Source organism: Pseudonocardia spirodelae (assembly GCF_037727765.1).
GTDB classification, from domain to species: Bacteria; Actinomycetota; Actinomycetes; order Mycobacteriales; family Pseudonocardiaceae; genus Pseudonocardia; species Pseudonocardia spirodelae.
The window spans coordinates 97,913-121,251 of record NZ_JBBJUP010000002.1; the positions used below are offsets into that span (position 1 = coordinate 97,913).

At 75.3% G+C, this 23,339-nt stretch carries 22 protein-coding genes; 12 read left to right on the top strand and 10 right to left on the bottom strand.

Annotated elements, in window-relative coordinates; all coding sequences use genetic code 11:
• Positions 1-2,169, bottom strand: a complete 2,169-nt coding sequence (gene glgX / locus WJX68_RS02775) for a glycogen debranching protein GlgX (RefSeq protein ID WP_340285967.1) — start codon at positions 2,167-2,169, stop codon at positions 1-3.
• A 161-nt stretch (positions 2,170-2,330) separates the two neighbouring features.
• Positions 2,331-2,798, bottom strand: a complete 468-nt coding sequence (locus WJX68_RS02780; protein WP_340285968.1) for a PPOX class F420-dependent oxidoreductase — start codon at positions 2,796-2,798, stop codon at positions 2,331-2,333.
• A 64-nt stretch (positions 2,799-2,862) separates the two neighbouring features.
• Here WJX68_RS02780 and WJX68_RS02785 point away from each other — a divergent pair, with 64 nt between their 5' ends.
• The 4 genes from WJX68_RS02785 (at position 2,863) to WJX68_RS02800 (ending at position 6,980) form a co-directional block, all read left to right on the top strand.
• Positions 2,863-3,303: an HIT family protein gene (locus tag WJX68_RS02785; protein ID WP_340285969.1), complete on the top strand. Its 441-nt coding sequence runs from the start codon at positions 2,863-2,865 to the stop codon at positions 3,301-3,303.
• Positions 3,294-3,890 carry a histidine phosphatase family protein gene (locus WJX68_RS02790; protein ID WP_340285970.1) on the top strand — a complete coding sequence of 199 codons (597 nt, stop codon included), beginning with the start codon at positions 3,294-3,296 and terminating at the stop codon, positions 3,888-3,890. Before WJX68_RS02785 ends, WJX68_RS02790 begins: the two co-directional genes overlap by 10 nt.
• 305 nt (positions 3,891-4,195) lie before the next feature.
• Complete coding sequence (locus WJX68_RS02795; protein WP_340285971.1) at positions 4,196-5,473, top strand: MFS transporter; 1,278 nt, start codon at positions 4,196-4,198, stop codon at positions 5,471-5,473.
• A gap of 247 nt (positions 5,474-5,720) precedes the next feature.
• Positions 5,721-6,980, top strand: coding sequence for a GGDEF domain-containing protein (locus tag WJX68_RS02800; RefSeq protein WP_340285972.1), 1,260 nt, complete (start codon positions 5,721-5,723; stop codon positions 6,978-6,980).
• An 88-nt stretch (positions 6,981-7,068) separates the two neighbouring features.
• Here WJX68_RS02800 and WJX68_RS02805 read toward each other — a convergent pair whose 3' ends face one another.
• Positions 7,069-8,439: a GGDEF domain-containing protein gene (locus WJX68_RS02805; protein ID WP_340285973.1), complete on the bottom strand. Its 1,371-nt coding sequence runs from the start codon at positions 8,437-8,439 to the stop codon at positions 7,069-7,071.
• 682 nt (positions 8,440-9,121) lie between these two features.
• Here WJX68_RS02805 and dxs point away from each other — a divergent pair.
• Genes dxs through WJX68_RS02820 form a run of 3 tightly spaced genes read left to right on the top strand, consistent with a single transcriptional unit; the run spans position 9,122 to position 12,901 of the window.
• A complete protein-coding gene (dxs, locus tag WJX68_RS02810) occupies positions 9,122-11,062 on the top strand; it encodes a 1-deoxy-D-xylulose-5-phosphate synthase (RefSeq protein ID WP_340285974.1) in 1,941 nt (646 codons plus the stop codon).
• A complete protein-coding gene (locus WJX68_RS02815) occupies positions 11,062-11,739 on the top strand; it encodes a response regulator transcription factor (protein WP_340285975.1) in 678 nt (225 codons plus the stop codon). The genes dxs and WJX68_RS02815 overlap by 1 nt, the downstream gene beginning before the upstream one ends.
• A gap of 4 nt (positions 11,740-11,743) precedes the next feature.
• On the top strand, positions 11,744-12,901 hold the full coding sequence (locus tag WJX68_RS02820) for a sensor histidine kinase (RefSeq protein ID WP_340285976.1): 1,158 nt from the start codon (positions 11,744-11,746) through the stop codon (positions 12,899-12,901).
• A gap of 138 nt (positions 12,902-13,039) precedes the next feature.
• On the opposite strand, the gene WJX68_RS02825 is transcribed toward WJX68_RS02820, so the two are convergent.
• The 3 genes from WJX68_RS02825 to WJX68_RS02835 form a co-directional block, all read right to left on the bottom strand.
• Positions 13,040-14,272, bottom strand: a complete 1,233-nt coding sequence (locus WJX68_RS02825; protein WP_340286207.1) for an HRDC domain-containing protein — start codon at positions 14,270-14,272, stop codon at positions 13,040-13,042.
• A 32-nt stretch (positions 14,273-14,304) separates the two neighbouring features.
• Complete coding sequence (locus WJX68_RS02830) at positions 14,305-14,973, bottom strand: LuxR C-terminal-related transcriptional regulator (protein ID WP_010233729.1); 669 nt, start codon at positions 14,971-14,973, stop codon at positions 14,305-14,307.
• A gap of 310 nt (positions 14,974-15,283) precedes the next feature.
• A complete protein-coding gene (locus WJX68_RS02835) occupies positions 15,284-15,901 on the bottom strand; it encodes a DUF3000 domain-containing protein (protein ID WP_340285977.1) in 618 nt (205 codons plus the stop codon).
• Positions 15,902-15,996: 95 nt separating this feature from the next.
• Here WJX68_RS02835 and hemE point away from each other — a divergent pair, with 95 nt between their 5' ends.
• The 3 genes from hemE to hemQ are packed head-to-tail and all read left to right on the top strand — an operon-like array spanning position 15,997 to position 19,230.
• Positions 15,997-17,064 carry a uroporphyrinogen decarboxylase gene (gene hemE, locus WJX68_RS02840; protein ID WP_340285978.1) on the top strand — a complete coding sequence of 356 codons (1,068 nt, stop codon included), beginning with the start codon at positions 15,997-15,999 and terminating at the stop codon, positions 17,062-17,064.
• Positions 17,061-18,524 carry a protoporphyrinogen oxidase gene (gene hemG, locus WJX68_RS02845; RefSeq protein ID WP_340285979.1) on the top strand — a complete coding sequence of 488 codons (1,464 nt, stop codon included), beginning with the start codon at positions 17,061-17,063 and terminating at the stop codon, positions 18,522-18,524. The genes hemE and hemG overlap by 4 nt, the downstream gene beginning before the upstream one ends.
• Positions 18,525-18,534: 10 nt before the next feature.
• Positions 18,535-19,230 carry a hydrogen peroxide-dependent heme synthase gene (gene hemQ, locus WJX68_RS02850; RefSeq protein ID WP_340285980.1) on the top strand — a complete coding sequence of 232 codons (696 nt, stop codon included), beginning with the start codon at positions 18,535-18,537 and terminating at the stop codon, positions 19,228-19,230.
• A gap of 46 nt (positions 19,231-19,276) precedes the next feature.
• Here the strand turns inward: hemQ and msrB are convergent, their stop codons facing one another.
• Complete coding sequence (msrB, locus tag WJX68_RS02855; protein ID WP_340285981.1) at positions 19,277-19,729, bottom strand: peptide-methionine (R)-S-oxide reductase MsrB; 453 nt, start codon at positions 19,727-19,729, stop codon at positions 19,277-19,279.
• 40 nt (positions 19,730-19,769) lie between these two features.
• The gene (locus WJX68_RS02860) at positions 19,770-20,060 is read right to left on the bottom strand and encodes a hypothetical protein (RefSeq protein WP_340285982.1); all 291 of its coding nucleotides are present in this window, start codon (positions 20,058-20,060) and stop codon (positions 19,770-19,772) included.
• Between the two features lie 84 nt (positions 20,061-20,144).
• On the opposite strand from WJX68_RS02860, the gene ligD reads away from it, so the two are divergent.
• Positions 20,145-21,158: a non-homologous end-joining DNA ligase gene (gene ligD / locus WJX68_RS02865; RefSeq protein WP_340286208.1), complete on the top strand. Its 1,014-nt coding sequence runs from the start codon at positions 20,145-20,147 to the stop codon at positions 21,156-21,158.
• 40 nt (positions 21,159-21,198) lie between these two features.
• On the top strand, positions 21,199-21,393 hold the full coding sequence (locus WJX68_RS02870) for a hypothetical protein (protein WP_340285983.1): 195 nt from the start codon (positions 21,199-21,201) through the stop codon (positions 21,391-21,393).
• Here the strand turns inward: WJX68_RS02870 and WJX68_RS02875 are convergent, their stop codons facing one another.
• On the bottom strand, positions 21,394-22,356 hold the full coding sequence (locus WJX68_RS02875) for a DNA polymerase domain-containing protein (protein WP_340285984.1): 963 nt from the start codon (positions 22,354-22,356) through the stop codon (positions 21,394-21,396).
• A gap of 1 nt (position 22,357) precedes the next feature.
• Positions 22,358-23,323 carry a glycine betaine ABC transporter substrate-binding protein gene (locus WJX68_RS02880; protein ID WP_340285985.1) on the bottom strand — a complete coding sequence of 322 codons (966 nt, stop codon included), beginning with the start codon at positions 23,321-23,323 and terminating at the stop codon, positions 22,358-22,360.
• Positions 23,324-23,339: the final 16 nt, after the last annotated feature.

Consider the following 23,339-nt stretch of genomic DNA (forward strand, 5'->3'; position numbering starts at 1 on the left):
TCAGCCCTTCGATCGCAGGACGAGCAGGGAACGGGCGGGCAGCGTGAGCACCGACCCGGCGGACACCGGGTCCAGGTCGGCCCCGGTCATCCCGGCGCCGGCCGGCGGGTGCACCTCGCCGGAGTGGGTGTCGACGACGACCTCCCACGCCTGGCCGAACTCGGCCGGCGGCAGCGTGGTGTCGATGTCCTCCCACCAGGAGTTGAAGCACAGCAGGAACGAGTCGTCGACGATGCGCTGGCCGCGCTGGTCGACGTCGGCGATCTGGGCGCCGTTGAGGAACACCACGACCGAGCGCCCCAGGTCGTTGTCCCAGTCCTCCTCGGTCATCTCGCGCCCGGCCGGGGTGAACCAGCCGATGTCGGCGATCTCCTCGCTGGTGGAGGACCGGCCGATCGGGCGCCCGGCGAAGAACCGGCGGCGGCGGAACACCGGGTGCGCGTGGCGCAGCGCCGTCACCCCGGAGACGAACGTCGTGAGCGCGTCGTGCTTGCCGGCGATCTCCCAGTCCTGCCAGGCGATCTCGTTGTCCTGGCAGTAGACGTTGTTGTTGCCCCCCTGGGTGCGGCCGGCCTCGTCGCCGTGCAGCAGCATCGGGGTGCCCTGGGAGAGCAGCAGCGTGGCCAGGAAGTTGCGCTGCTGGCGGGCGCGCAGGTCCAGCACGGCCTCGTCGTCGGTGGGGCCCTCGACGCCGCAGTTCCAGGAGCGGTTGTGGCTCTCGCCGTCGTTGCCGTCCTCGCCGTTGGCCTCGTTGTGCTTGTCGTTGTAGGAGACGAGGTCGGCCAGGGTGAAGCCGTCGTGCGCGGTCACGAAGTTGATCGAGGCGAACGGGCGGCGGCCGTCGGCCTGGTAGAGGTCGGAGCTGCCGGTGATCCGCGACGCGAACTCGCCCAGCGTGCCGGCCTCGCCGCGCCAGAAGTCGCGCACGGTGTCGCGGTACTTGCCGTTCCACTCCGTCCACAGCGGCGGGAAGTTGCCGACCTGGTAGCCGCCGGGGCCGACGTCCCACGGCTCGGCGATCAGCTTGACCTGCGAGATCACCGGGTCCTGCTGGACGAGGTCGAAGAAGGTGGACAGCCGGTCGACGTCGTAGAACTCGCGGGCCAGGGTCGAGGCGAGGTCGAAGCGGAAGCCGTCGACGTGCATCTCGGTCACCCAGTACCGCAGCGAGTCCATGATCAGCTGCAGGGTGTGCGGGTTGCGGACGTTGAGCGAGTTCCCGGTGCCCGTGTAGTCCATGTAGTAGCGGGCGTCGTCGTCGACCAGGCGGTAGTAGGCGTGGTTGTCGATGCCGCGCATGGACAGCGTCGGGCCCATGTCCGAGCCCTCGGCGGTGTGGTTGTAGACGACGTCGAGGATGACCTCGATGCCCGCGTCGTGCAGGTCGCGCACCATCGCCTTGAACTCCGCGACCTGGGTGCCGGCCCGGACCGAGCCGGAGGAGTACGCGTGGTGCGGGGCCAGGAAGCCGATGGTGTTGTAGCCCCAGTAGTTCGACAGGCCCTTCTCGGTGAGGTGGTGGTCCTGCACGAACTCGTGCACCGGCATGAGCTCGACCGCGGTGATCCCCAGCCGCTTGTAGTGCTCGATCATCGCCGGGTGCGCGACGCCGGAGTAGGTCCCGCGCAGCTCGTCCTCGACGTCGGGGTGCTGGATCGTCAGCCCCCGCACGTGGGCCTCGTAGACGACGGTCTCGTTGTAGGGGATCTTCGGCGGACGGTCGGAGCCCCAGTCGAAGAACGGGTTCACCACGACCGACTTCGGCACGTGCGGCGCGGAGTCGGTGTCGTTGCGCGAGTCCGGGTCGCCGAAGTTGTAGCCGAACACCGCCTCGTCCCAGTCGACCGGGCCGTCGAGGGCCTTGGCGTAGGGGTCGATGACCAGCTTGTTCGGGTTGCAGCGCAGCCCCTGCGACGGGTCGTAGGGCCCGTGCACCCGGTAGCCGTAGCGCCGGCCGGGCTCGATGCCGGGCAGGTAGCCGTGCCAGACGAAGCCGTCGACCTCGGTCAGCGCCACCCGCGTCTCGGCGAGCCCGCCGGGGGCGTCCGGGTCGGGGTCGAACAGGCACAGCTCCACGGCCTCGGCGACCTCGGAGAACAGTGCGAAGTTGGTGCCGGTGCCGTCGTAGCTGGCACCCAGCGGGTAGGCGTGCCCGGGCCAGGCCTGCATGGTCTGCGTCCTCTCGTCACGCGCCCCGGCCGTCGGCCGGGCGCGCGCTCACACTGTGGGGGGCGGGCACCGTTGCCGCAGGGTGGCGTGACCAGCGGGTCCACGCCGCAGCGCTCCCCACCCGCACGGGGGAGGGGAGCGCTCGATCGTCCCAGGAGGGGTCAGGCGTCGGCGAGGCGGGCGGGGAACCCGCCGGTCGCGACGGGGCCCCAGCGAGTCGGGGTGATCCGGACGAGGGCCTTGCCCTGGTCGGCCATGGCCTGCCGGTACTCGTCCCAGTCGGGGTGCTCGCCGGAGATCGCCCGGAAGTAGTCGACCAGCGGCTCCAGCGCGTCGGGCAGCGTGATGAGCTCGGCGTCGCCCTCGACCTGCACCCAGGCGCCGTCGAACTCCTCGCTCAGCACGACCACGGCGGCCCGGCCCGCCCGGGCGACGTTCGCCGACTTCGCGCGCTCGGGGTAGGTCGCGATCACGATCCGGCCCTCGTCGTCGACACCGCCGGTCACCGGCGAGGCCTGGACCCCGCCGTCGGACCGGGTCGTCATGAGCACCATGTGGTGGCGGGGACGGACGAAGTCCAGCAGCTCGTCGAGCTCGACGCGGTTGTTCGTGGCGATGGTGCGGGGCATGCGACGAGCCTAGGGCGGTCGCGGGGTCCCCGCCCGTCCTGCGCGGCCACTAGGGTCCACGGGCGTGAGCACCGTCTTCACCAAGATCATCGACGGCGAGATCCCCGGCCGGTTCGTCTGGGCCGACGAGCACTGCGTCGGCTTCCTCTCCATCAACCCGCTCGGCCCGGGCCACACCCTGGTCGTGCCGCGCGCCGAGGTCGACCAGTGGGTCGACGCCGACGCCGGGCTCGTCGCCCACCTCACGACCGTCGCGCGGACCGTGGGCCTCGCGGTGCGCGAGATCTGGTCGCCGCCGCGGGTCGGCCTGCTCGTCGCCGGGTTCGAGGTGCCCCACCTGCACGTGCACGTCTTCCCGGCCTGGGACATGCGGGCGTTCGACTTCGCGAACGCCGCCGCCTCGGTCGACGGCGCCGAGCAGGACGGCCACGCGGACGCCCTGCGCACCGCGCTGCGCGCCGCCGGCCACGGCGAGCACGTCCCGGACGGGCCCGCGTGCACCTGATCCTCGTCCGGCACGCGCTGCCGGAGGCCGCCGACCACGCCGACGGCTCGCACGCCGACCCGGGCCTCGCCCCCGAGGGCCACGCGCAGGCCGCCCGCCTGGTGGACGCGCTGGCCGGGTCCGGCGTCGACGCGCTCTACACCAGCACCATGCTGCGCGCGGTGCAGACCGCGGCGCCGCTGGCGGCGGCCCGCGGGGTCGCCCCGGTGACCCGCGAGGACCTGCGCGAGTACGACGCCGAGCGCTCCACCTACGTCCCGGTCGCGCAGATGGCGGCGGCGGACCCGGCGGCCTGGGAGCGGATGCGGGCCGGGCACCTGCCCGACCACGTCGACGGCGCCGCGTTCCGTGCGCGGGTGTGCGGGGCGGTCGAGGAGATCGTCGCGGCCCACCCCGGGCGGGCGACGGTCGTGGTCGTCGCGCACGCCGGTGTGGTCAACGCCTACCTCGCCTCGACGCTCGGGATCGGGGCCGGGCTGCCGTTCCCGCTCGACTACGTCGGCGTGTCACGGGTGGTGTGCGCGCGCGACGGGATGCGCAAGGTCCGCACGGTCAACGAGGTCTCCCACGTCGCGGACCTGCTGTGACCGGCGGGTCACCCTCCGGTCACGTCGGGGTCGGCACCCGGCGGAACCCGTGACGTCGAGCGCTTGCCGTCGACCGCTGGACGGACCTCGGGGTCACGGTGTCGCGGTTCGGCCGCCGTTCACCGCCGTCGGCCTGCCGTCCGGCTTCACGGGCGCCGACCCACGCGCCCGGCGGTCGACGTATACATAGGCTCGACGAGAAATCCTCCGGTCGCCGACGCCGTGGCGGCCGTGGTCGCAGCACGGTCGCGGGGTGCGACGCCCCCGGGCCGCGACGTCGGACGTCGAAGGGAAGGCCCACGTCGATGGCAGCACCGGGCGGTGCCGGAGCCGGGGACGACGACCGTCGTACCCCCGGGGCTCCCGCCGTCGGCCCCGCCCCGCGGGGCCCGCTCGCCGTCGCCGACTTCCGCGCGCTGTTCTCGGCCGAGATCCTCTCCACCGCCGGTGACCAGGTCGCCCGGGTCGCACTGACCGTCCTCGTCCTCGATCGCACCGGGTCGGTCGCCTGGTCGGCCGGGATCTACGCGCTGACCTTCCTGCCCGCGCTGCTCGGCGGGCTGCTGCTCGGGCACCTCGCCGACCGCGTCCCGCGGCGCCGGCTGCTGGTGCTCACCGACCTGGCCCGTGCCGCGCTGGTCGCGGTCATGGCGACGCCCGGGCTGGACCTGACCGTGCTCGCCGCGCTGCTCGTGGTCGTCGTGCTGCTCGGCGGGCCGCACTCCGCGGCCCGCTCGGCACTGCTGCCCGATCTGCTGCCCGGGGTCCTGCTGGCCCGCGGGCTCGCGCTGCGCCAGGTGTCGGTGCAGGTCGCGCAGGTCGCCGGGTTCGGCGGTGGCGGGCTGCTGGTCGCGACGCTGAGCGCGAGCGGGGCCCTGCTGGTGGACGCCACGACGTTCCTGCTCTCGGCCGTCGTCGTGGCCGCGGGGCTGCGCGACCGGCACGCCGTGGACCCCGCGGCCGGGGGGAACGGGGCGTGGTGGCGCTCGACGCTGTCCGGGCTGCCCGTGGTGTTCGGCCACCGGCGCCGCCGGGCACTCGTGCTGGTGGCCTGCCTCGTGGGGATCTTCGTGCTGCCCGAGGCGCTGGCCGCCGCGCACGCCGACGCACTGGGTGCGGGCGCGGCGGCGACCGGTGTCCTCATGGCCGCCGATCCCGCGGGCAGCGCGGTCGGTGCGCTGCTGGCCGCCTACCTGCTCCCGGAGCGGCTGCGGGAGCGTGCCATCGCGCCGCTGGCCACCGCGGCGGCGCTCGCGCTGGCCCTGACCCCGTTCACGACGGGCGTCGGGCAGGCGGTCGCGGCGTGGGTGCTGTCGGGTGCCTGCGCGACGGCCTGCCTCGTGCAGGCACAGGCCGGATTCGCGCGGGCCACGCCCAGCGCGGTCCGTGGCAGCGCCACCGGGGTGGCGGTGGCCGGGCTCGTCGCGAGCCAGGGGGTGGCGGTGCTCGCGGGCGGTCTGCTGGCCGAGCGGACCGACCCCGCGACGGCGCTCGGGATCGTCGGCGCGGTCGGGGTCGTCCTCGCACTGGCCACCGTCCCGCTGCTGGGACGGTCGGTGTCGGTCACGGGGGCTCCGGGATGACCGGAACGGATGTCTCGTGGGGGTCTCACCAGCCTCGGTTGCGCACGACGTCACCCCCCGTCGGTCCGGCGATCCACTCAGTCACTGTTCGTGACTATCGAAAGGTCAGTGTACCCGTTCGGGTGACACGAACGGGGTCGTCCGACTCCGACGCCGCCGGGCGCCCCCTTCTTTCGGACAGGTCGTCGTGACGGCCGTTCGCAGCAGTGACGGTGCCTCCGCACGGTGGCCGGTCCGCGATCTCCCGGTGCGCGTGCTCGTGCTGCTCGTCGTGGTCGAGCTGGCGGCGACGGCGCTGGTCGTCGGCGACCTCGTGCAGCTGCCCCGCGACCGGGCGACCGGGACGGCGGCGCTCGGCGCGCTCGGCATCGCCGCGCTCGGAGCGGTGCACACCGAGCTGGCCACCGGCATCGAGCGGGTCCGGCGGCGGGTGGCGCACGCCTCGTACTTCGACCTGTCGAGCGTGTGGACCTTCGCCGCGGCGCTGCTGCTGCCGCCCGGGCTCGCGGGGCTGGTCGTCGCCGCGGTGTACGGGCACCTGTGGTGGCGGGTGTGGCGCCCTGCGGGCGCGCCGCTGCACCGGCACGTCTACACCACCGCGACCGTGGTGCTGGCCGCGCTCGCGGCGTCGGTGGTGGTCTCGCCCGAGTCGCTGACGACGGCCGCGGGCGTCGGCACCGGCAGCCCGGTCGCCGGCTACGCCCTGCTCGTGCTGGCCATGGTGCTCTACGTCGTGGTCAACCAGACCCTGGTGGCGGCGGCGCTGGCGCTGTCGGCGGGGCGCTCACCGGCCTGGCGCGGCCTGGTGGGGGACTGGGACGACCACGTGCTGGAGGGCGCGACGCTGTGCCTGGCGGTGCTGGCCGCGCTGGCCGTGCAGCGCCAGGTGCTGCTCGTGCTGCTGGTGCTGCCGCCGCTGCTCGTGCTGCACCGGGCGGTGCTGATCCGCCAGCTGGAGGAGCGCGCCAACACCGACGCCAAGACCGGGCTGCTGACCGCGGCGGCCTGGCGCGGACGCGCGCACCGGGCGCTCGCCCGGGCCCGCCGCCAGCGCGGCGCCGCCGCCGTGCTGATCCTGGACCTGGACCACTTCAAGTCGGTCAACGACGGCTACGGCCACCTCGCCGGGGACGAGGTGCTCTCCGCCGTCGCCCGCTCGCTGACCTCGCAGGTGCGCGAGGTGGACCCGGTGGGCCGCTTCGGCGGCGAGGAGTTCGTGGTGCTGCTCGCCGGGCTGCCCGCCGGCCCCGAGGGCCGCGACCTGGCCCACAGTGCGGCCGAGCGGATCCGGCGGACCGTGCGCGGGCTGACGGTGCAGGTCGACGGCCCGGGCGACGGCCTCACCATCTGCGACCTGTCGGTGTCGGTCGGGGTCGCGGTCGCCGGCGGCGACGGCGAGTCCCTCGACGAGCTCCTGCAGGTCGCCGACCACGCGCTGTACGCGGCCAAGCGGGCCGGGCGCAACCGGGTCCGGACCGGCCGCGACGGGACCGCGCCGGCGGGCTGACGACCGCGCCGCCGGCCCCGGCACGGCCTGCCCGTGCGGTGCGCGCCGTCCCGCGGCGGCCCGCCCCCTCGCGCGGCCCGGGTGCCGCTCAGGCGTGCTCGGAGGCGGCGGGGAAGGTGTGGCGCCCGATCCGCACCGCGTCGCGACCGGCGCGCTTGGCCGCGTACAGCGCGGAGTCGGCGACCTCGAGCAGCCCGGTGAGGTCGTGCCCGTCGTCGGGGAACAGCGCGCCCCCGATGGAGACGGTGATCCCCACGCCCGCGGCCCGCCCGGCCCCGGCCGGGACGCCGTTCCCGGAGTGCGGCACCCGCTGGGCCGGCACGCCGTCCGGCGGCGCGACGGGGCGGCCCTCGCCGGAGACGCGCCGGCGCAGCCGCTCGGCGATCTGGCGGACCTCGTCGCGCCCGTCGTGGCCGGAGAGACGGGGGAGCAGCACCACGAACTCCTCGCCGCCGAAGCGGCCCACGAGGTCGACCTCCCGCAGCTCCTCCCGCAGCACCTGGGCGGTGGCGGCCAGGACCTGGTCGCCGACGAGGTGGCCGTGCGTGTCGTTGATCTCCTTGAAGTGGTCCAGGTCCAGGATCAGCACGGCCGCGGGCCGCCGTTCGCGCTCGGCCATCGTCAGGGCGTGCCCGCCGCGCAGGTGCCACGCCGCGTGGTTGAGCAGGCCGGTCTTGGCGTCGGTGTCGGCGCGCTCGCGCAGCTGGCGGACCAGGATCGTGCGGTGCAGGGCCAGGATCGGCGGCACCGCCAGGAGCGCGACGAACGGCCCCGTCGCCGTCAGGGCCCCGGCCGTCAGCGCCCCGAGACACAGCGTGGCGAGCTCGAGGGTGAGCTCGTCGCCCCCGAACAGGATCCGCACGACGCGGGTGTCGGGACTCGCCATCGCGACCACGCCGAGGACCAGGCAGGTGTTCACCACGGTGTAGGTGAGCAGCGCCAGCAGCAGGGCCACCGTCCCGGGGACGCTGCCGTAGAGCTCGCCCGGCCGGGTCGCGGCCAGCACCCCGGCCGCGGCGTGCACGGCGAGGATCACCGTCGCCGCGCTGTAGACCTCGCGGTAGACCGGGCGGCGGTCCGGCGGCGGGACCGGGCGCAGCACCCGCACGTAGAGGTGGGTGTAGACGACCGCGACGACGAGCGCGCCCAGCGCGGGCGGCAGCAGCAGCGCCGAGGCGAAGGTCCACACCGAGGTCAGGTTCACGTGGTGGGTCTCGGCGGTGTAGCGCCGGATCCGTTCCACGCCCGCGACGACCTCGGTGTGCAGGACGCCGGCGACGGCGAGCGTCGCGAGCAGCACGAGCGTGGGCCGGTCGAGCCGGGGCGGCGCGAGCAGGCCGGCGACCACCAGGCACAGCGCGAGCAGCTCGACGGCGAGGACGGGCCCGAGCAGGCGGGTCGGCATCGACCAGAGCGGCCAGCGGGTGACGCGGAACCACGGGACCGGAGCCGGGGCCATGTCGTCCTCCCCTCCCGCGGCCTGCGTACGCACTCGATCCTGCCCGGCCCGCGGGCACCACGACCGATCCGTCCGCGTGATCCTAACCGCACACGGTCGCGCGGAGTGATCGATGCGGGTTCGTGACCGCGTTGTGCCTGCTCGGACGAGTGAGTCGGTCACGCTGGGTGTGCGGACTCGGCGCACCGGGTGATTGTTGCCTCCGCAATGGTGCCCGCCGGTTTGTTTTCCGCGGAGTGCCGGGCGACCCTTTCCGGCGGTGCGCGCGAAATGGTCCGACGGTCATCTCGTGCCGATCCGGCCCGCGGACTCGAATGTCGCGGGCCGGATCCGCGTTCCGGTCAGTACGTGCGGATCTTCAGGGAGGAAGGGGTGATCCGGGTGCGTAACTGGGGTTGGTGAACGACATCCGGCGGTCCCGCCGGAATGAATCGATCAACACACGTCGGAAAGCGCGGAAGGGGGTACTCGAATGCGTAACTGGGGTTGGTGACACCGCACCGTCCGCGCCTCGCGCCACGGGCCGCGGCGGCACCACCGACCGGGTGACCGGACGGTGCCGCCGCGCCCGGCGGCGCCGCCGGGTCGTCACGGCTACCGGTCCGTAGAGTGGGACCACGAGTCGATGCCGGCCGTGGTGGCGGAGGCCGCCCGCACGGGGCCGGCGGCGAGGAGGCAGCACGTGACGACGAACCGGTGGCTCTCGGCGATCCGGCGCCCGGCGGACCTGCGCGGTCTGGACCGGGACGAGCTGGCGTCGCTGGCGTCGGAGATCCGCGCGTTCCTGATCAGCGCGGTCTCGCGGACCGGCGGGCACCTGGGGCCCAACCTGGGTGTCGTCGAGCTGAGCATCGCGCTCCACCGGGTCTTCGAGTCCCCGCAGGACACGCTGATCTGGGACACCGGCCACCAGGCCTACGTCCACAAGCTGCTGACCGGCCGCCACGAGGGCTGGGACCGGCTGAAGAAGACCGGCGGGCTGTCGGGCTACCCGAGCCGCGCCGAGTCCGAGCACGACCACGTGGAGTCCAGCCACGCGTCGTCGTCGCTGTCGTGGGCCGACGGGATCGCCCGCGCGCACGCGCTGACCGGTGTCGACCGCCACGTCGTCGCCGTGATCGGCGACGGCGCGCTGACCGGCGGCATGGCCTGGGAGGCGCTGAACAACATCGCCGCGGGCGACGACCGCAACGTCGTGATCGTCGTCAACGACAACGGCCGCTCCTACTCGCCCACGATCGGCGGGCTGGCCGACCGGCTCGCGTCGCTGCGGCTGCAGCCGGGCTACGAGCGCGTGCTCGAGGCGGGCAAGCGCACCGTGCGGGGGACCCCCGTCGTCGGGCCGGTGCTCTACGCCGGGCTGCACGCGTTCAAGGCCGGGGTGAAGGACGCGCTGTCCCCGCAGGAGCTGTTCTCCGACCTGGGGCTCAAGTACTTCGGCCCCGTCGACGGGCACGACATCGGCCAGCTGGAGTCCGCGCTGCGCCGCGCCAGGCGCTTCGGCGGGCCGGTCATCGTGCACGCGGTCACCCGCAAGGGCAACGGCTACCCGCCCGCCGAGAACGACGAGGCCGAGCAGATGCACAGCCCGGCCGCGTTCGACCCGGAGACCGGTCTGCCGACCGGCACCCCGGTCACCGGCTGGACCGACGTGTTCGCCGAGGAGATCGTCGAGCTGGGCGCCCGGCGCACCGACGTCGTCGCGATCACCGCGGCCATGCTCGGCCCGACCGGGCTCGCGCCGTTCGCCGCGGCCTACCCGGACCGGATCGTCGACGTCGGCATCGCCGAGCAGCACGCGCTGACCACCGCCGCGGGGCTCGCCCGGGCCGGGCGGCACCCGGTCGTCGCGCTGTACTCGACGTTCCTCAACCGGGGCTTCGACCAGCTGCTGATGGACGTCGGCCTGCACCGCGAGCGGGTCACTCTGGTGCTGGACCGCTCCGGGGTCACCGGCAGCGACGGACCGTCGCACAACGGCATGTGGGACCTCTCGCTGCTCGGCATCGTGCCCGGCATGCGGGTCGCCGCCCCGCGCGACGAGGGCACCCTGCGCGAGGAGTTCCGGGAGGCCACCGCCGTCACCGACGGCCCGACCGCGCTGCGCTACCCCAAGGGCTCGGTGATCGACGGGGTCCCGGCGCTGCGCCGGATCGACGGCCCGGCCGGCGTCGACGTGCTGCACGAACCCGCCGACGGCCGCTCGCAGGTGCTGCTCGTCTGCGTCGGCGCCTTCGCCAGGACCGGTGTCGCGGTGGCACGGCGGCTCGCCGACCAGGGCGTCGACGTCACCGTCGTCGACCCGCGCTGGGTGCTGCCGGTGCCGCGCGAGCTGCTCACCCTCGCCGCCGACCACCAGCTCGTGGTCACCCTGTCCGACTGCGGCACCCACGGCGGCTTCGGCTCGGCCCTGTCGGACGCGCTGCGCGGCGCCGAGCTCGACGTCCGCCAGCGCGACCTCGCGCTGCCGCAGGAGTACCTGGAGCACGGCAGCCGCGACGACGTGCTGGCCGCGACCGGGCTCACCGAGCAGGACATGGCCCGCCGGATCACCGAGTGGGCCGCCGCCGCGGTCCCCTCGACGCCCGAGGGCGCCGTCCCCGGCCGGGAGCGCGCCCGCTGATGCGCGTGATCGTCGTCGAGGACGAGCCGGCGATGGCCGACGCGGTGGCGCGCGGCCTGCGCCGCGACGGCATGGCCGTCGACGTCGCCTACGACGGCGACGAGGGCTCGGAGAAGCTCTCGGTCACCCGCTACGACGTCGCCGTCCTCGACCGGGACCTGCCCGGGCGCAGCGGGGACGACCTCTGCGACGAGGTCGTCGCCGCCGGCGGGCTGACCCGGGTGCTGATGCTCACCGCGTCCGGCACGCTGGCCGACAAGGTCGACGGGCTGTCCCGCGGCGCCGACGACTACCTGGCCAAGCCCTTCGACTTCCCCGAGCTGGTGGCCCGGGTGCGGGCACTCGGCCGCCGCGCCACCCCGGCGGTGCCGCCGACCCTGCGCGCCGGCGACGTCGTGCTGGACCCGGCGCGGCGCACCGTGCTGCGTGACGGGCGCCCGGTCGAGCTGACCCGCAAGGAGTTCGGCGTGCTGGAGGTGCTGCTCGCGGCGGGGGGCGCCGTGGTGTCGTCGGAGGAGCTGCTCGAACGCGTGTGGGACGAGAACGCCGACCCGTTCACCACCACCGTCCGGGTCACCGTCATGACCCTGCGCAAGAAGCTGGGCGCGCCGGGGCTGATCGACACCGTCGTCGGGGCCGGGTACCGGGTGCCCGCCGACGGGGTCCCCGCGGCGTGACGCCGTGGGGAACCTGCGGCCGCGGCTGACGCTCCTCGCGACCGCGCTGGTCGCGGTGGTCGCGGCGCTGCTGCTGTGGCTGGGCTGGATGCTGGTCGGCGCGGCCGTCGCCGGGACGCCGGTGCTGCCCGGCACCGTCGTCGTCGGCGGGGTGGCGGTGCCCGCGCAGACCGCGCGCGACGCGATCGCCGCGTCGGCGCGGGCCGAGGTGCTCCGTGCCGGGCTGATCGCGTTCCCGCTGGTCGTCGCGGCCGGGGCGGTGACCTCGTGGGTCCTGGTCGGACGGGTCCTGCACCCGCTGCGGCGGGTGGTGGACACCGCGTCGCGGCTGTCGGCGAGCTCGCTGGACGAGCGGGTCGCGCTGGCCGGTGCGCGCGGGGAGGTCGCGGAGCTGGCCGGGGCGGTCGACGCCATGCTCGACCGGCTGCAGGGCGCCTTCGACGCCCAGTCCCGGTTCGTCGCCAACGCCGGGCACGAGCTGCGCACCCCGCTGGCGGTGCTGCGGACCGAGATCGACGTGACCCTCGCCGATCCCGACGCCGACGCGGCCGAGCTGCGCCGGATGGCCGAGGTCGTGCGCGACGCCGGCCGCCGCTGCGACGAGCTCGTCTCCGGCCTGCTGCTGCTCGCCCGCACCGAGGCCGGGGGAGCGCTGCAGGGCTCCGACCGGGTGCCCGTCGACCTCGCGGCGCTGGTGGCCGCGGAGCTGACGGCGGTCGGTGCGGACGCGGTGGCCCGTGGCCTGGTCGTGCGCACCGACCCGCGCCCGGCGACGGCACGCGGGAACGAGCCGCTGCTGCGGCGCATGGTGGCGAACCTGCTGGAGAACGCGGTGCGCCACAACCACGACGGCGGCTGGATCGAGGTCGGCTGCGGCACCGGCGGCGACGTGGTGCTGCGGGTGGCCTCGTCGGGGCCGGAGCTGGCGCCGGACCGGGTGTCGGAGCTGTTCGAGCCGTTCCGGCGCGGGCCGGTGGCCCGGACCGCGCACACCCGGGGGTCCGGGCTGGGACTGTCGATCGTGCGGGCCGTCGCCGCCGCGCACGGGGGCCGGGTCACCGCGACGGCGGTGCCCGGAGGTGGGCTGGAGGTGCGCGTGGAGCTGCCGGGGACCGCGGACGAGCGCGTCGCCCCGGCCGGGGAGCCGCTGCGGGCGCGCTGACCGGCACCGGCCGACGGCTGGTCCGGAGCGTGCGCGCGCCGGTTCCGGGTTCGCGCGCGGCGTCGGAGGTCGCGCGTGCCGCAGCATGCGCGAGGGCGGGATCAGCGCGCGGCGGGGACGGCGCCGTCCGCGGGGCGGTCAGGCCCGGGTCGCGAGCGCCGGCTCCAGCAGCGGGGCGAGCAGCTCGACCTGCCACGGCCGGGCACCGCCGGCGACGAGGGCGGCCGCGACGTCGCCGTCGGCGGGCGGGGTCCAGCACAGCCGGCGCAGCAGGTCGGGCTGCAACAGGTTCTCCACCGGCACGTCGTGCCGCTCGGAGACGCCGGTCAGCGCGGAGCGGGCGGCGGCGAGGCGGGCGGCGGCGTCGGGGTCGCGGTCGGCCCAGCGCGAGACCGGCGGGGGGCCGTCGGTCGGTGCCGAACCCCGGGGCAGCTCGGAGTCGGGCAGCTCCGCGGCACGGCGCAGCGCGTCGAACCAGTAGCGGGCCAGCCGTCGCTGGGAGCGGCCCCGGAACACCGGCAGCCCCGCGAGGGCCGCGGCGGAGTCGGGGTTGCGCACGGCGGCGTCGACGATGGCGGCGTCGGGCAGGACCCGGCCGGGCGCGATGTCGCGTTCCGCGGCGAGCGAGTCGCGGGCCTGCCACAGCTCGCGGACCGCCGCCAGCGGTCGCGGACGGCGGACCTTGTGGATGCCGGAGGTACGGCGCCAGGGCTCCGCCCGCGGCGGCGACGGCGGCGCGGTGCGCACGGCCTCGAACTCCTGGCGGGCCCACTCGAGCTTGCCCTGCTCGTCGAGCATGCGGGTCAGGACGTCGCGCAGGTCGGTGAGGACCTCGACATCGAGGGCGGCGTAGACCAGCCAGTCCTCGGGCAGCGGGCGGCGTGACCAGTCGGCGGCGCCGTGGCCCTTCTCCAGCCCCAGCCCGAGCAGGTTCTCCACCATCGGGCCGAGACCGACCCGGGGGAGCCCCGCCAGCCGTCCGGCGAGCTCGGTGTCGAACAGCGACGCCGGACGCAGGTCCAGCTCCGCGAGGCAGGGCAGGTCCTGCGACGCGGCGTGCAGCACCCACTCCGGGCCGTCGAGCGCCTCGGCCAGCGGGCCGAGCGCGCCCCGCAGCGGGATCGGGTCGACCAGGGCCGACCCGGCGCCGGCCCGGCGCAGCTGCACCAGGTAGGCCCGCTGGGAGTACCGGAACCCCGAGGCCCGCTCCGCGTCGACGGCGACCGGCCCGCTGCCCCCGGCGAACGCCGCTGCCACACGGGCGAGCTCGTCGGGGGTCGCGGTGACCGGCGGAAGACCGTCGGCGGGGTGGAGCAGGGGTACCGGATCGGGTGAACCGTCCGGGGACGCCGAGGCGGGCGACGCGGTGATGTCCGTGCCGCCGGCCGCGCCGGTCCCGGGAGTCAGCGAATGACCCCCGCACGCATGGCGAGCGCGACCATCTGGGCGCGGTCGCCGGTGCCGAGCTTGCGGCCGATCCGGGAGAGGTGGCTCTTCACCGTGAGCGCGGAGAGGTTCAGGGCCTCGCCGATCTCCTTGTTGGACTGGCCGTCCGCGACGAGCTGCAGCACCTCGACCTCGCGCGCCGACAGCTCGCGCGGGGTGTTGTCGGTGCCCGGCACGCGGGATCCGGTGGCGAGCAGCGGGGCGACCGTCGGGTCGGCGTAGACGCCGCCGTCGAGGACCCGCTTCACGCCGTCGGTCACGACCGACGGCGAGGCCGACTTCAGCAGGTACGCCTGCGCGCCGGCCTGGAACGCCGAACGGACCGCGTACGGGTCGTCGGAGGAGGCGAGCACGACCAGCCGGTTCCAGCCGAGCGAGCGGAGCTCGCTGACCAGGTCCAGCCCGCTGCCGTCGGGCAGCGTGAGGTCGAGGATCGCGAGGTCGCACGGTCCGGCGGCGTGCGCGCGGGCCCGGGCCTCGGTCACCGAGGCGGCCTCGTGGACGGTGCCGGCGCCCATCGAGCGGAGCCGCCCGGCGATCGCCTCACGGAGCAGCGGGTGGTCGTCCACGACGAGGACCGTGAACAACTCCTCCCGCGGCTGCGGGACGATCCCCGGCGAGAGCACGGCTCCACCGATGGGAGCGCCACCCGCGGTGGTGCTGCCGGAGCTCTGCGCCGGCACTTGCTGGCCAAGTACAGCCACGTCGTCAACCTTCCTGGAGTCGGTCGTACGCCCCCGACCAACACCGGAACCCGAGGGACGGAGAGTGGCGCTCGGCCGCCCGGGTGGGTGCCATGGAAGAGATGGTATCCCTCCATGCGGCCTAACGTCGCGTGTGCATTCGAACTTCCGGCCCGGAAAGTTACATGCATGTGGGCGCGGTCCCACCCCTCCGGGTGAACTTTTTGCCACGCGTGCCGCTGACCTGCGGCGATCAGCCCGGTGACCGGCTCAACGGTACTGCGCCGACCGGAGGCAGGCCCGCTGCGGTCGCCACCAACGAGGCGAACGCGGCGGCGTGTCGGCCGAGATCGGCGTCGCTCTCCGTAGGCGACCAGGAGGCGCGCAGCTCGACGTCGTCCTCCCGGGGCGGGGTCGCGCCGGGGCCGTCGCCGCCGCCGCTCAGCCCGCCGAAGCGGACCGACGACGTCTGGGTGACGGTGCCGCCCAGTGCGGTGAAACCGGCTCCGGCGTGCTCGAGCGCGTCGGTCAGCCAGGACCATCCGATCCGCGGGAGCATGTCGTCGCCGAGCTGCCCGGGCTCGAGCCGGGCCTGGACGAAGCAGACGAGCCGGAAGGTGCCCTCCCAGCGTTCCTGGCCGTCCGGGTCGTGCAGCAGGATCAGCCGGCCCGAGGTGTCCGGCTCGTCGAGGTCGTCGGTGCCGTCGCCCCGGTGCCCGATGTCGGCCTCCACGCTGGTCGCCCAGCTGTACGGCGCGAGCCTGGGCGGGGCCTCGAGCGGCCGCACGACGAGCTCGGGGCGCGGCCGGAGCGACGCGAGCGAGCGGACCGCGTCGCGGAACGCTGGTGGTGGTGAGTTCGGGTCCGGCACGGCGTCGGACTCTAGGCGGCGACACCCGCGGTACCGGGCAGGCGCGCCGGGGCGCTCGCGCGTGCGGACCAGCCGCGTGGGACCATGCGGACGTCATGACTGCAGGCACCGTCTCCGCCCCGTCCGCCCGCCGCGACCTGGCCGGGTCCCCGTTCCTGGACGCCGCACGCGGCCGGACGCCCTCGCGGCTGCCGGTCTGGTTCATGCGCCAGGCCGGGCGCTCGCTGCCGGAGTACCGGGCCCTGCGCCAGGACAACGGGATGCTCGAGGCCTGTCTGACCCCGGACCTGACCTGCGAGATCACCCTGCAGCCGATCCGGCGGCACGGGATGGACGCGGCGATCCTGTTCTCCGACATCGTCGTGCCGCTGTACCTGGCCGGGATCGGTGTCGACATCGTCCCGGGCACCGGCCCGGTCGTCGACTCGCCGGTGCGCACCGCCGCCGACGTCGCCGCGCTGCCCGAGCTGGCCCCCGAGCAGGTCGCCCGGGTCACCGAGGCGATCGGCCTGCTGCTGCCCGAGCTGGGCGACACCCCGCTGATCGGCTTCGCCGGGGCGCCCTTCACCCTCGCCTCCTACCTCATCGAGGGCGGCCCGAGCCGCAACCACGAGCGCACCAAGGCCCTCATGCGCTCCCAGCCGCAGGTGTGGCACGCCCTGCTGGGCCGGCTCGCGACCCTGACCGGCACGTTCCTGCAGCAGCAGGTCGCGGCCGGGGTCGACGCGGTCCAGCTGTTCGACTCCTGGGCGGGCGCGCTGTCCGAGCGCGACTACCGCGAGTTCGTCCTGCCGCACTCGGCCGCCGTCCTGGGCGCGCTCGCCGGGGCCGGGGTGCCGCGCATCCACTTCGGGGTCGGCACCGCCGAGCTGCTCGGCGCGATGACCGAGGCCGGCGCCGACGTGATCGGCGTCGACTGGCGCACCCCGCTCGACGTCGCGGCCCGGCGCGCCGGGGGAGCGGTGCCCGTGCAGGGCAACCTCGACCCGGCGGTGCTGTTCGCCGGGCAGGACGCCGTCGACGGCGAGGTCGCGCGCATCGCCGCGGAGGGCACCCGCACCCCGGGGCACGTGTTCAACCTGGGCCACGGCGTGCTGCCGCCCACCGACCCGGACGTGATCACCCGGACCGTCGAGACGATCCACGCCCAGCCGGTGCGATGACCCGCGTCGCCGTCGTCGGCGGCGGGATCTCCGGGCTGGCCGCCGCACACCGGCTCCGCACGCTGCTGGGGCCCTCGGCCGAGGTCGTCGTGCTCGAGCAGCGCGACCGGCTCGGCGGCGTCCTGCGCACCGTCGACCTGGCCGGGTCCCCGTTCGACGTCGGCGCCGAGGCGTTCCTCGTCCGGCGTCCCGAGGTGCCCGCCCTGCTCACCGAGCTCGGCCTGCGCGACGCCCTCACCCGTCCCACCGCCGCGACCGCCACGATCCGCGCCGGCGGGCGCACGGTGGGCCTGCCCCGCGGGACGCTCATGGGCGTCCCCGGCCGCGACGCCGTCCTGGACGGGGTGCTCTCGCCCGCCGGTCTGGCCGCCGTCGCCGCCGAGCCGGCGACCCCGCTGGACTGGGAACCCGGCGGCGACGTGGCGCTCGGGGCGCTGCTGCGCGACCGGTTCGGGCCCGAGGTCGTCGACCGGATCGCCGACCCGCTGCTGGGCGGGGTTTACGCCGGGCGCGTCGACACCCTCGGCCTGCGGGCCACGGTGCCCGCGCTGGCGGCCGCGCTCGACGCCGGTGCGCCGTCGCTGACCGCGGCCGCGAGCACCGGGATGGCCGCCTCCGGGCAGCGGGCCGGGACCCTGGCCGCCGGGACGCCCGCCGGTGGGGCCGTGCCGCAGCCGGTCGCCGCGGGCCCGGTGTTCGGCGCCGTGCGCGGCGGCTACGGCGCGCTCGTCGCCGCACTGGTCACGGCGTCCGCGGCGACGGTGCGGACCGGGACGACGGTGCGCGGGCTGCGGCGCGGCGACGGCGGCTGGCGGCTCGTGCTCGGTCCGGCACCGGCCCCGGAGCTCCTCGACGCCGACGCGGTCGTGCTCGCCGTCCCCGCCCCGGCCGCCCGTCGCCTGCTCGAGCCGGTGGTCCCGGCCGCGGGCGCCGCGGCCGGGCGGATCGCGTCGGCGTCCTCGGCGGTGGTCGCGCTCGCGTACCGCGCCGCCGACGTCGCCGCGATGCCGGGCACCTCGGGCTGCCTGGTCGCCGCGGACGAGCCGCTGTCGGTCAAGGGCGTCACGCACGCCTCGACCAAGTGGGCCCACCTCGGCGACGACGGCCTGGTCCGGCTGCGCGCCTCGGTCGGCCGCTTCGGGGAGGAGGCGAGCCTGCAGGTCGACGACGCCGAGCTCGTCGCCCGCGTGCGCGCCGACCTGCGCGTCCTCGACGGCATCGAGGCCCACCCGGTCGCGTCGCTGGTGCAGCGCTGGGGCGGCGGCCTGCCGCAGTACGGCGTCGGGCACGACGGGATCGTCGGCGCGCTGGAGTCCGCGGTGGCCGGTGTCGCGGGGCTGGAGGTCGCCGGGGCGATGCTGCACGGCGTCGGCGTGCCGGCCTGCGTCGGCACCGCCCGCGCCGCGGCCGAGCGGGTCGCCGCCGCCCTGGTGAGGGAACCCTCACCGGGCCGCGCGTAACATCGCCGGCATGGCCCGCGTCGACGTCAAAGCCATCAACGACACCATCCGGTACACCATGTGGTCGGTGTTCCGGGTCGAGCCGGGGCGCCTCGGCGACGACCGGACGGCGGCCTCGCGCGAGGCGGCGGAGTACCTCGACTCGCTGGCGAACAAGGACGTGACCGTCCGCGGGGTGTACGACCTCGCCGGCGTCCGGCACGACGCCGACTACATGATCTGGTGGCACGCCGCGGAGATCGAGTCGCTGCAGGCCGCCTACGCCGACCTGCGCCGCACCACCGCGCTCGGCCGGGCGAGCGTCCCGGTCTGGAGCCAGACCGCGCTGCACCGCCCGGCGGAGTTCAACAAGAGCCACGTGCCGGCGTTCATGGCGGGCGAGGACCCGAAGCGCTACGTCTGCGTGTACCCCTTCGTCCGCTCCTACGAGTGGTACCTGCTGCCCGACGCCGAGCGCCGGACCATGCTCGCCGACCACGGCAAGGAGGCCCGCGACTACGCCGACGTGCGCGCCAACACCGTGCCGGCCTTCGCCCTGGGCGACTACGAGTGGATTCTCGCGTTCGAGGCCGACGAGCTGTACCGCATCGTCGACCTCATGCGGCACCTGCGCGGCACCGAGGCCCGCCGTCACGTCCGCGAGGAGATCCCGTTCTACACCGGCCCGCGGGTCGAGGTCGGCGACCTCGTCGCGTCCCTGCCGTGACCGGCACCGGGGCCGCCCGTGCGGGCGGCCCCGGCCCGGGCCGGTCTCACGCGGTGTCGGGCTCCAGGCTCAGCGACACCGAGTTGATGCAGTACCGCAGGTCGGTCGGCGTGCCGTAGCCCTCGCCCGCGAAGACGTGGCCGAGGTGCCCGTGGCAGGTCGCGCACAGCACCTCGGTGCGCGTCATCCCCATGCTGGAGTCGGTCCGCTCGATGACCGCGTCCCCCGCGAGCGGGGTGAAGAACGACGGCCACCCGCAGTGCGACTCGAACTTCGTGTCGCTGCGGAACAGCTCGGCACCGCAGGCCCGGCAGCGGTACACGCCGGTGGTCGTGGTGTCGGTGTACTCACCGGTGAACGGGCGCTCGGTGCCGGCCTGGCGGAGGACCTGGTACTCCGCCGGGCTCAGCTGGGCCCGCCACTCCTCGTCGGACTTCTGCACCTTCGCAGCCGGGAGCTCGGACTCCGAGGTGGTGGTGTTGCGGCTGAACAGACCCATGCATCAACGGTAACCCGTCGCCGGGGCGCGTGCCGCCGGGTCAGCCGGCCCAGGTCGCGAGCACGACACCGGCGGCGTTCGCGATCACCCAGGCGGCCACGGCGAGCAGCAGCAGCGTCACGGCGACGGCCGCGGTCCGCTGCGGCCCGCGCAGCCGGTTCGCCGACTCGGCGAAGTCGCCGACACCCCGGATGTAGCCCTCCACCGAGCACGACGGCACCCGCTGCATGCGGTCCAGGTGGGCGGCGAACGCCCGGGCCTCGGGGTCGTCGGGGTCCAGGCCGAGCAGGTCGTCGTCGAACCGGGGGGACCGGTCGGGGTCGGTGGTCACGCCGCACGCTCCGTTCGGGTCGTTCGTGGGCACACGATAGTCCGCGGGAGTAGGTTCGCCCGGGTGGCGAGCCGAGACGTCGTGATGCTGCGGGTCGACGGGCCGGACGGGCCCCGCGACGTCCGCCTGACCAGCCCGGACAAGGTCGTGTTCGGCGAGCTCGGGGCGACCAAGCGCGAGGTGGTCGAGTACTACGTGGCCGTCGGTGCGCCGATGGCCCGCGCCCTGCGCGACCGCCCGACCAACCTCAAGCGGTTCAACTCCGGGGTCGACGGCGAGCCGTTCTTCGTCAAGCGGGTCCCCAAGGGCGCCCCGGACTGGGTGCGCACCTGCACGGTGACCTTCCCGAGCGGGCGCACCGCCGAGTCCGTCGCGATCACCGAGCCCGCGACGATCGCCTGGGCCGCGAACCTCAACACGCTCGACTTCCACCCGTGGCCGGTGCGCTGCGCCGACACCGACCACCCCGACGAGCTGCGGATCGACCTCGACCCGCAGCCGGGCACCGACTTCGGCGACGCGGTCGCCGTCGCGCAGACGCTGCGCGAGGTCCTCGGCGAGGCCGGGCTGACCGGGTTCGCGAAGACCTCCGGCGGGCGCGGTGTGCACGTGGCGTGCCCGATCCGGCCGGAGTGGGACTTCGTGGAGGTCCGGCACGCGGTCATCGCGATCGCCCGCCGCGTCTGCCGCCGGATCCCCGAGCGGGCCACCGTCGACTGGTGGAAGGAGGAACGCGGCGAGCGGGTGTTCCTCGACTTCAACCAGGCCGCCCGGGACCGGACGATCGCCTCGGCCTGGTCGGTGCGCGGCCTGCCCGGCGCGACCGTCTCCATGCCCGTGACCTGGGACGACCTCGGGTCGGTCGACCCGGCCGAGTTCACCCTGCGCACCGTCCCCGGCCTGCTGGAGCGCCACGGCGACCCGCACGCGGACATGGACGACGAGCGGCACCGGGGCAGCTGTGCGACCGCGCTGCAGTGGTACGCCGAGGACGCGGACGAGCGGGGGCTGGGGGACCTCCCGTACCCGCCGGAGTACCCGAAGATGCCGGGGGAGCCGCTGCGGGTACAGCCCAGCCGGGCCCGGAGGCAGGACTGACGCTGGGAGGCCGTGCCCGGCGCTGGCAGAATCCCCGGGCATGTACGCGGTCCTCGACGACGGCCCCTACGCCGGGGAGCAGGTGCGCATCGACCCCGACACCGCCGGCCGCCCGCCGCGGACGATCGAGCTGACCGACCCGGGTGGCGCACCGACCGGCTACGTGCTCATCGGCCCGCACGCCGACGACGACCGCTGGATCTACCGCCGCGCCCGCGGCGACGTCGACGACTGATCACCCGTCCCGTTCGCGGGCGCGCTTGCGGCGCCTCCCCTCGTGCATGGCCGCGACCCGCGGCACCGGGATCGCCCGGCCCTCGTCGAGCAGGACCTCCGGCAGCCCGGCCGGCGCCGGCCGCAGCTCCGGCCAGGTCGGTCGCCCGTCGAGCAGACCGGCGACCGTGGTCACGGTGAACTCGTCCGGTGACACCCGGTCCAGCTCGTCCCAGCGCAGCGGGAACGACACCGGCAGCCCCGGGCGCGCCCGCGGGCCGTAGGGCGCGGCGAGCGTCGCACCGCCGGCCCGGGTGGGGTCCAGGAACACCCGCCCGCCGCGGTCGGCGACGATGAACGCGGTCGTCGCGACGTCCGGGTCGAGGGCGGCGGCGCGGGCGCACAGCGCGCGGGTGGCGGCGAAGGCGTCCTCGACCGGCACCGGCCCGGCGAGCGGGACGACCAGGTGCAGCCCGGTCGCGCCGCTGGTCTTGACCGCGGCGTCCATGCCCAGCGCCGTCAGGGCCGCGCGCACCGGGTGTGCGGCCGCCACGACGCGGTCGAAGCCGGCGCCGTCCGGCGGGTCGAGGTCGACGACCAGCTCGGCGGTCGTCACGGCGCCGTGCGGGACGAGCGTGGGGTGGAACTCGACGGCGCGCTGGTTGGCGAACCACAGCAGCGTCCGGCGGTCGTGGCACAGCGGGTAGTGCACGGTCCGCTGCGAGGAGCCCGCCCAGACGTCGACGGTCGGGATCCAGTCGGGCGCGCCGCGGGGCAGGTTCTTCTGCATGAACGGGGCCTGCCCGGGCCGGGCCCGCACGACCGACAGCGGCCGGTCGGCCAGCGCGGGCAGCAGCAGTTCGGCGACGGCGTCGAGGTGGTCGACCAGCGCCCGCTTGGTGACGCCCGCGCCGTCGAAGGCCTCGGCGTCCAGGCTGGTCAGCTCGACGCCGTCGCGGACCTCGTCGACCTGCCTGCGCGCCATCTCAGCCCCCGATGAACCCGCGCTCGGCCAGCCAGGCCCGGGCGACGTCGCGGGGGCTCTGCCCGTTCGCCGACACCCGGCCGTTGAGCTGCTGCATGGTCGGCTGGTCCAGGGCGGCGGCGATCGGGCCGAAGATCGCGGCGATCTGCGAGTCCCGGTCGAACACGTCGGCCCGGAACACCGGCACCGCGCTGTAGGTGATGTGGTAGCCGCGGTCGTCGTCGAGGACCTTCAGCCCGAGGGCGGGGATGCGGCCGTCGGTGGCGGCGACCTCCCCGAACAGGCAGACCCCGTCGGCGGTGGACTGGAAGATCACGCCCTGGTCCAGCGTCTTGCGCCGGGTGTCGGGCAGCGTGAAGTCGTAGGCGCGCTGCAGCCCGGCGAGGCCGTCGGCGCGCGAGGCGTACTCGGTCTCCACACAGACGTCGCCGGGCTGCCCGGACCGGACGTAGGCGGCCATGTCGCTGATCGTGTTCAGCCGCAGCCGGGCGGCCGTCGCGCCGTCGACGACGAAGGAGTACGTGTTGTCGAACCGCGCCCGGTCGAGCCAGACGACGCCGTTCTGCGCGCGGTCGCGGGTGCGCAGCTCGGCCAGCACCCGGTCGTCGTCGAGCTTGCGGGTCTCGCGCAGGTAGGACGCCCAGGCGGTGCCGGTGTACTCCCAGTAGGTGGAGATGTCGCCGGAGAGCAGCGCCTGCCGGGTCGCGTCGGAGCCGCCGATGTTGCAGCGGTCGGTGACCGACGCCCCGGCCGACTCCAGCGCGGCGATCGAGATCTGGCAGAGGATCTGCTGCTCGTCGAAGTTCTTCGACCCCACGACGAAGGTGCGCCCGGACAGGTCGGCCCCCTCGGCCAGCGACCCGGCGCCGGCGCGCGGCCCGGAGCCGGCGAGCCCGGTGCAGCCGCTCGCGAGCAGGACGACGGCGATCAGGGCCGGGAGCAGGGTCCGCAGCGGGGAGGGGGTCACGGAGTCGTCCGGGATC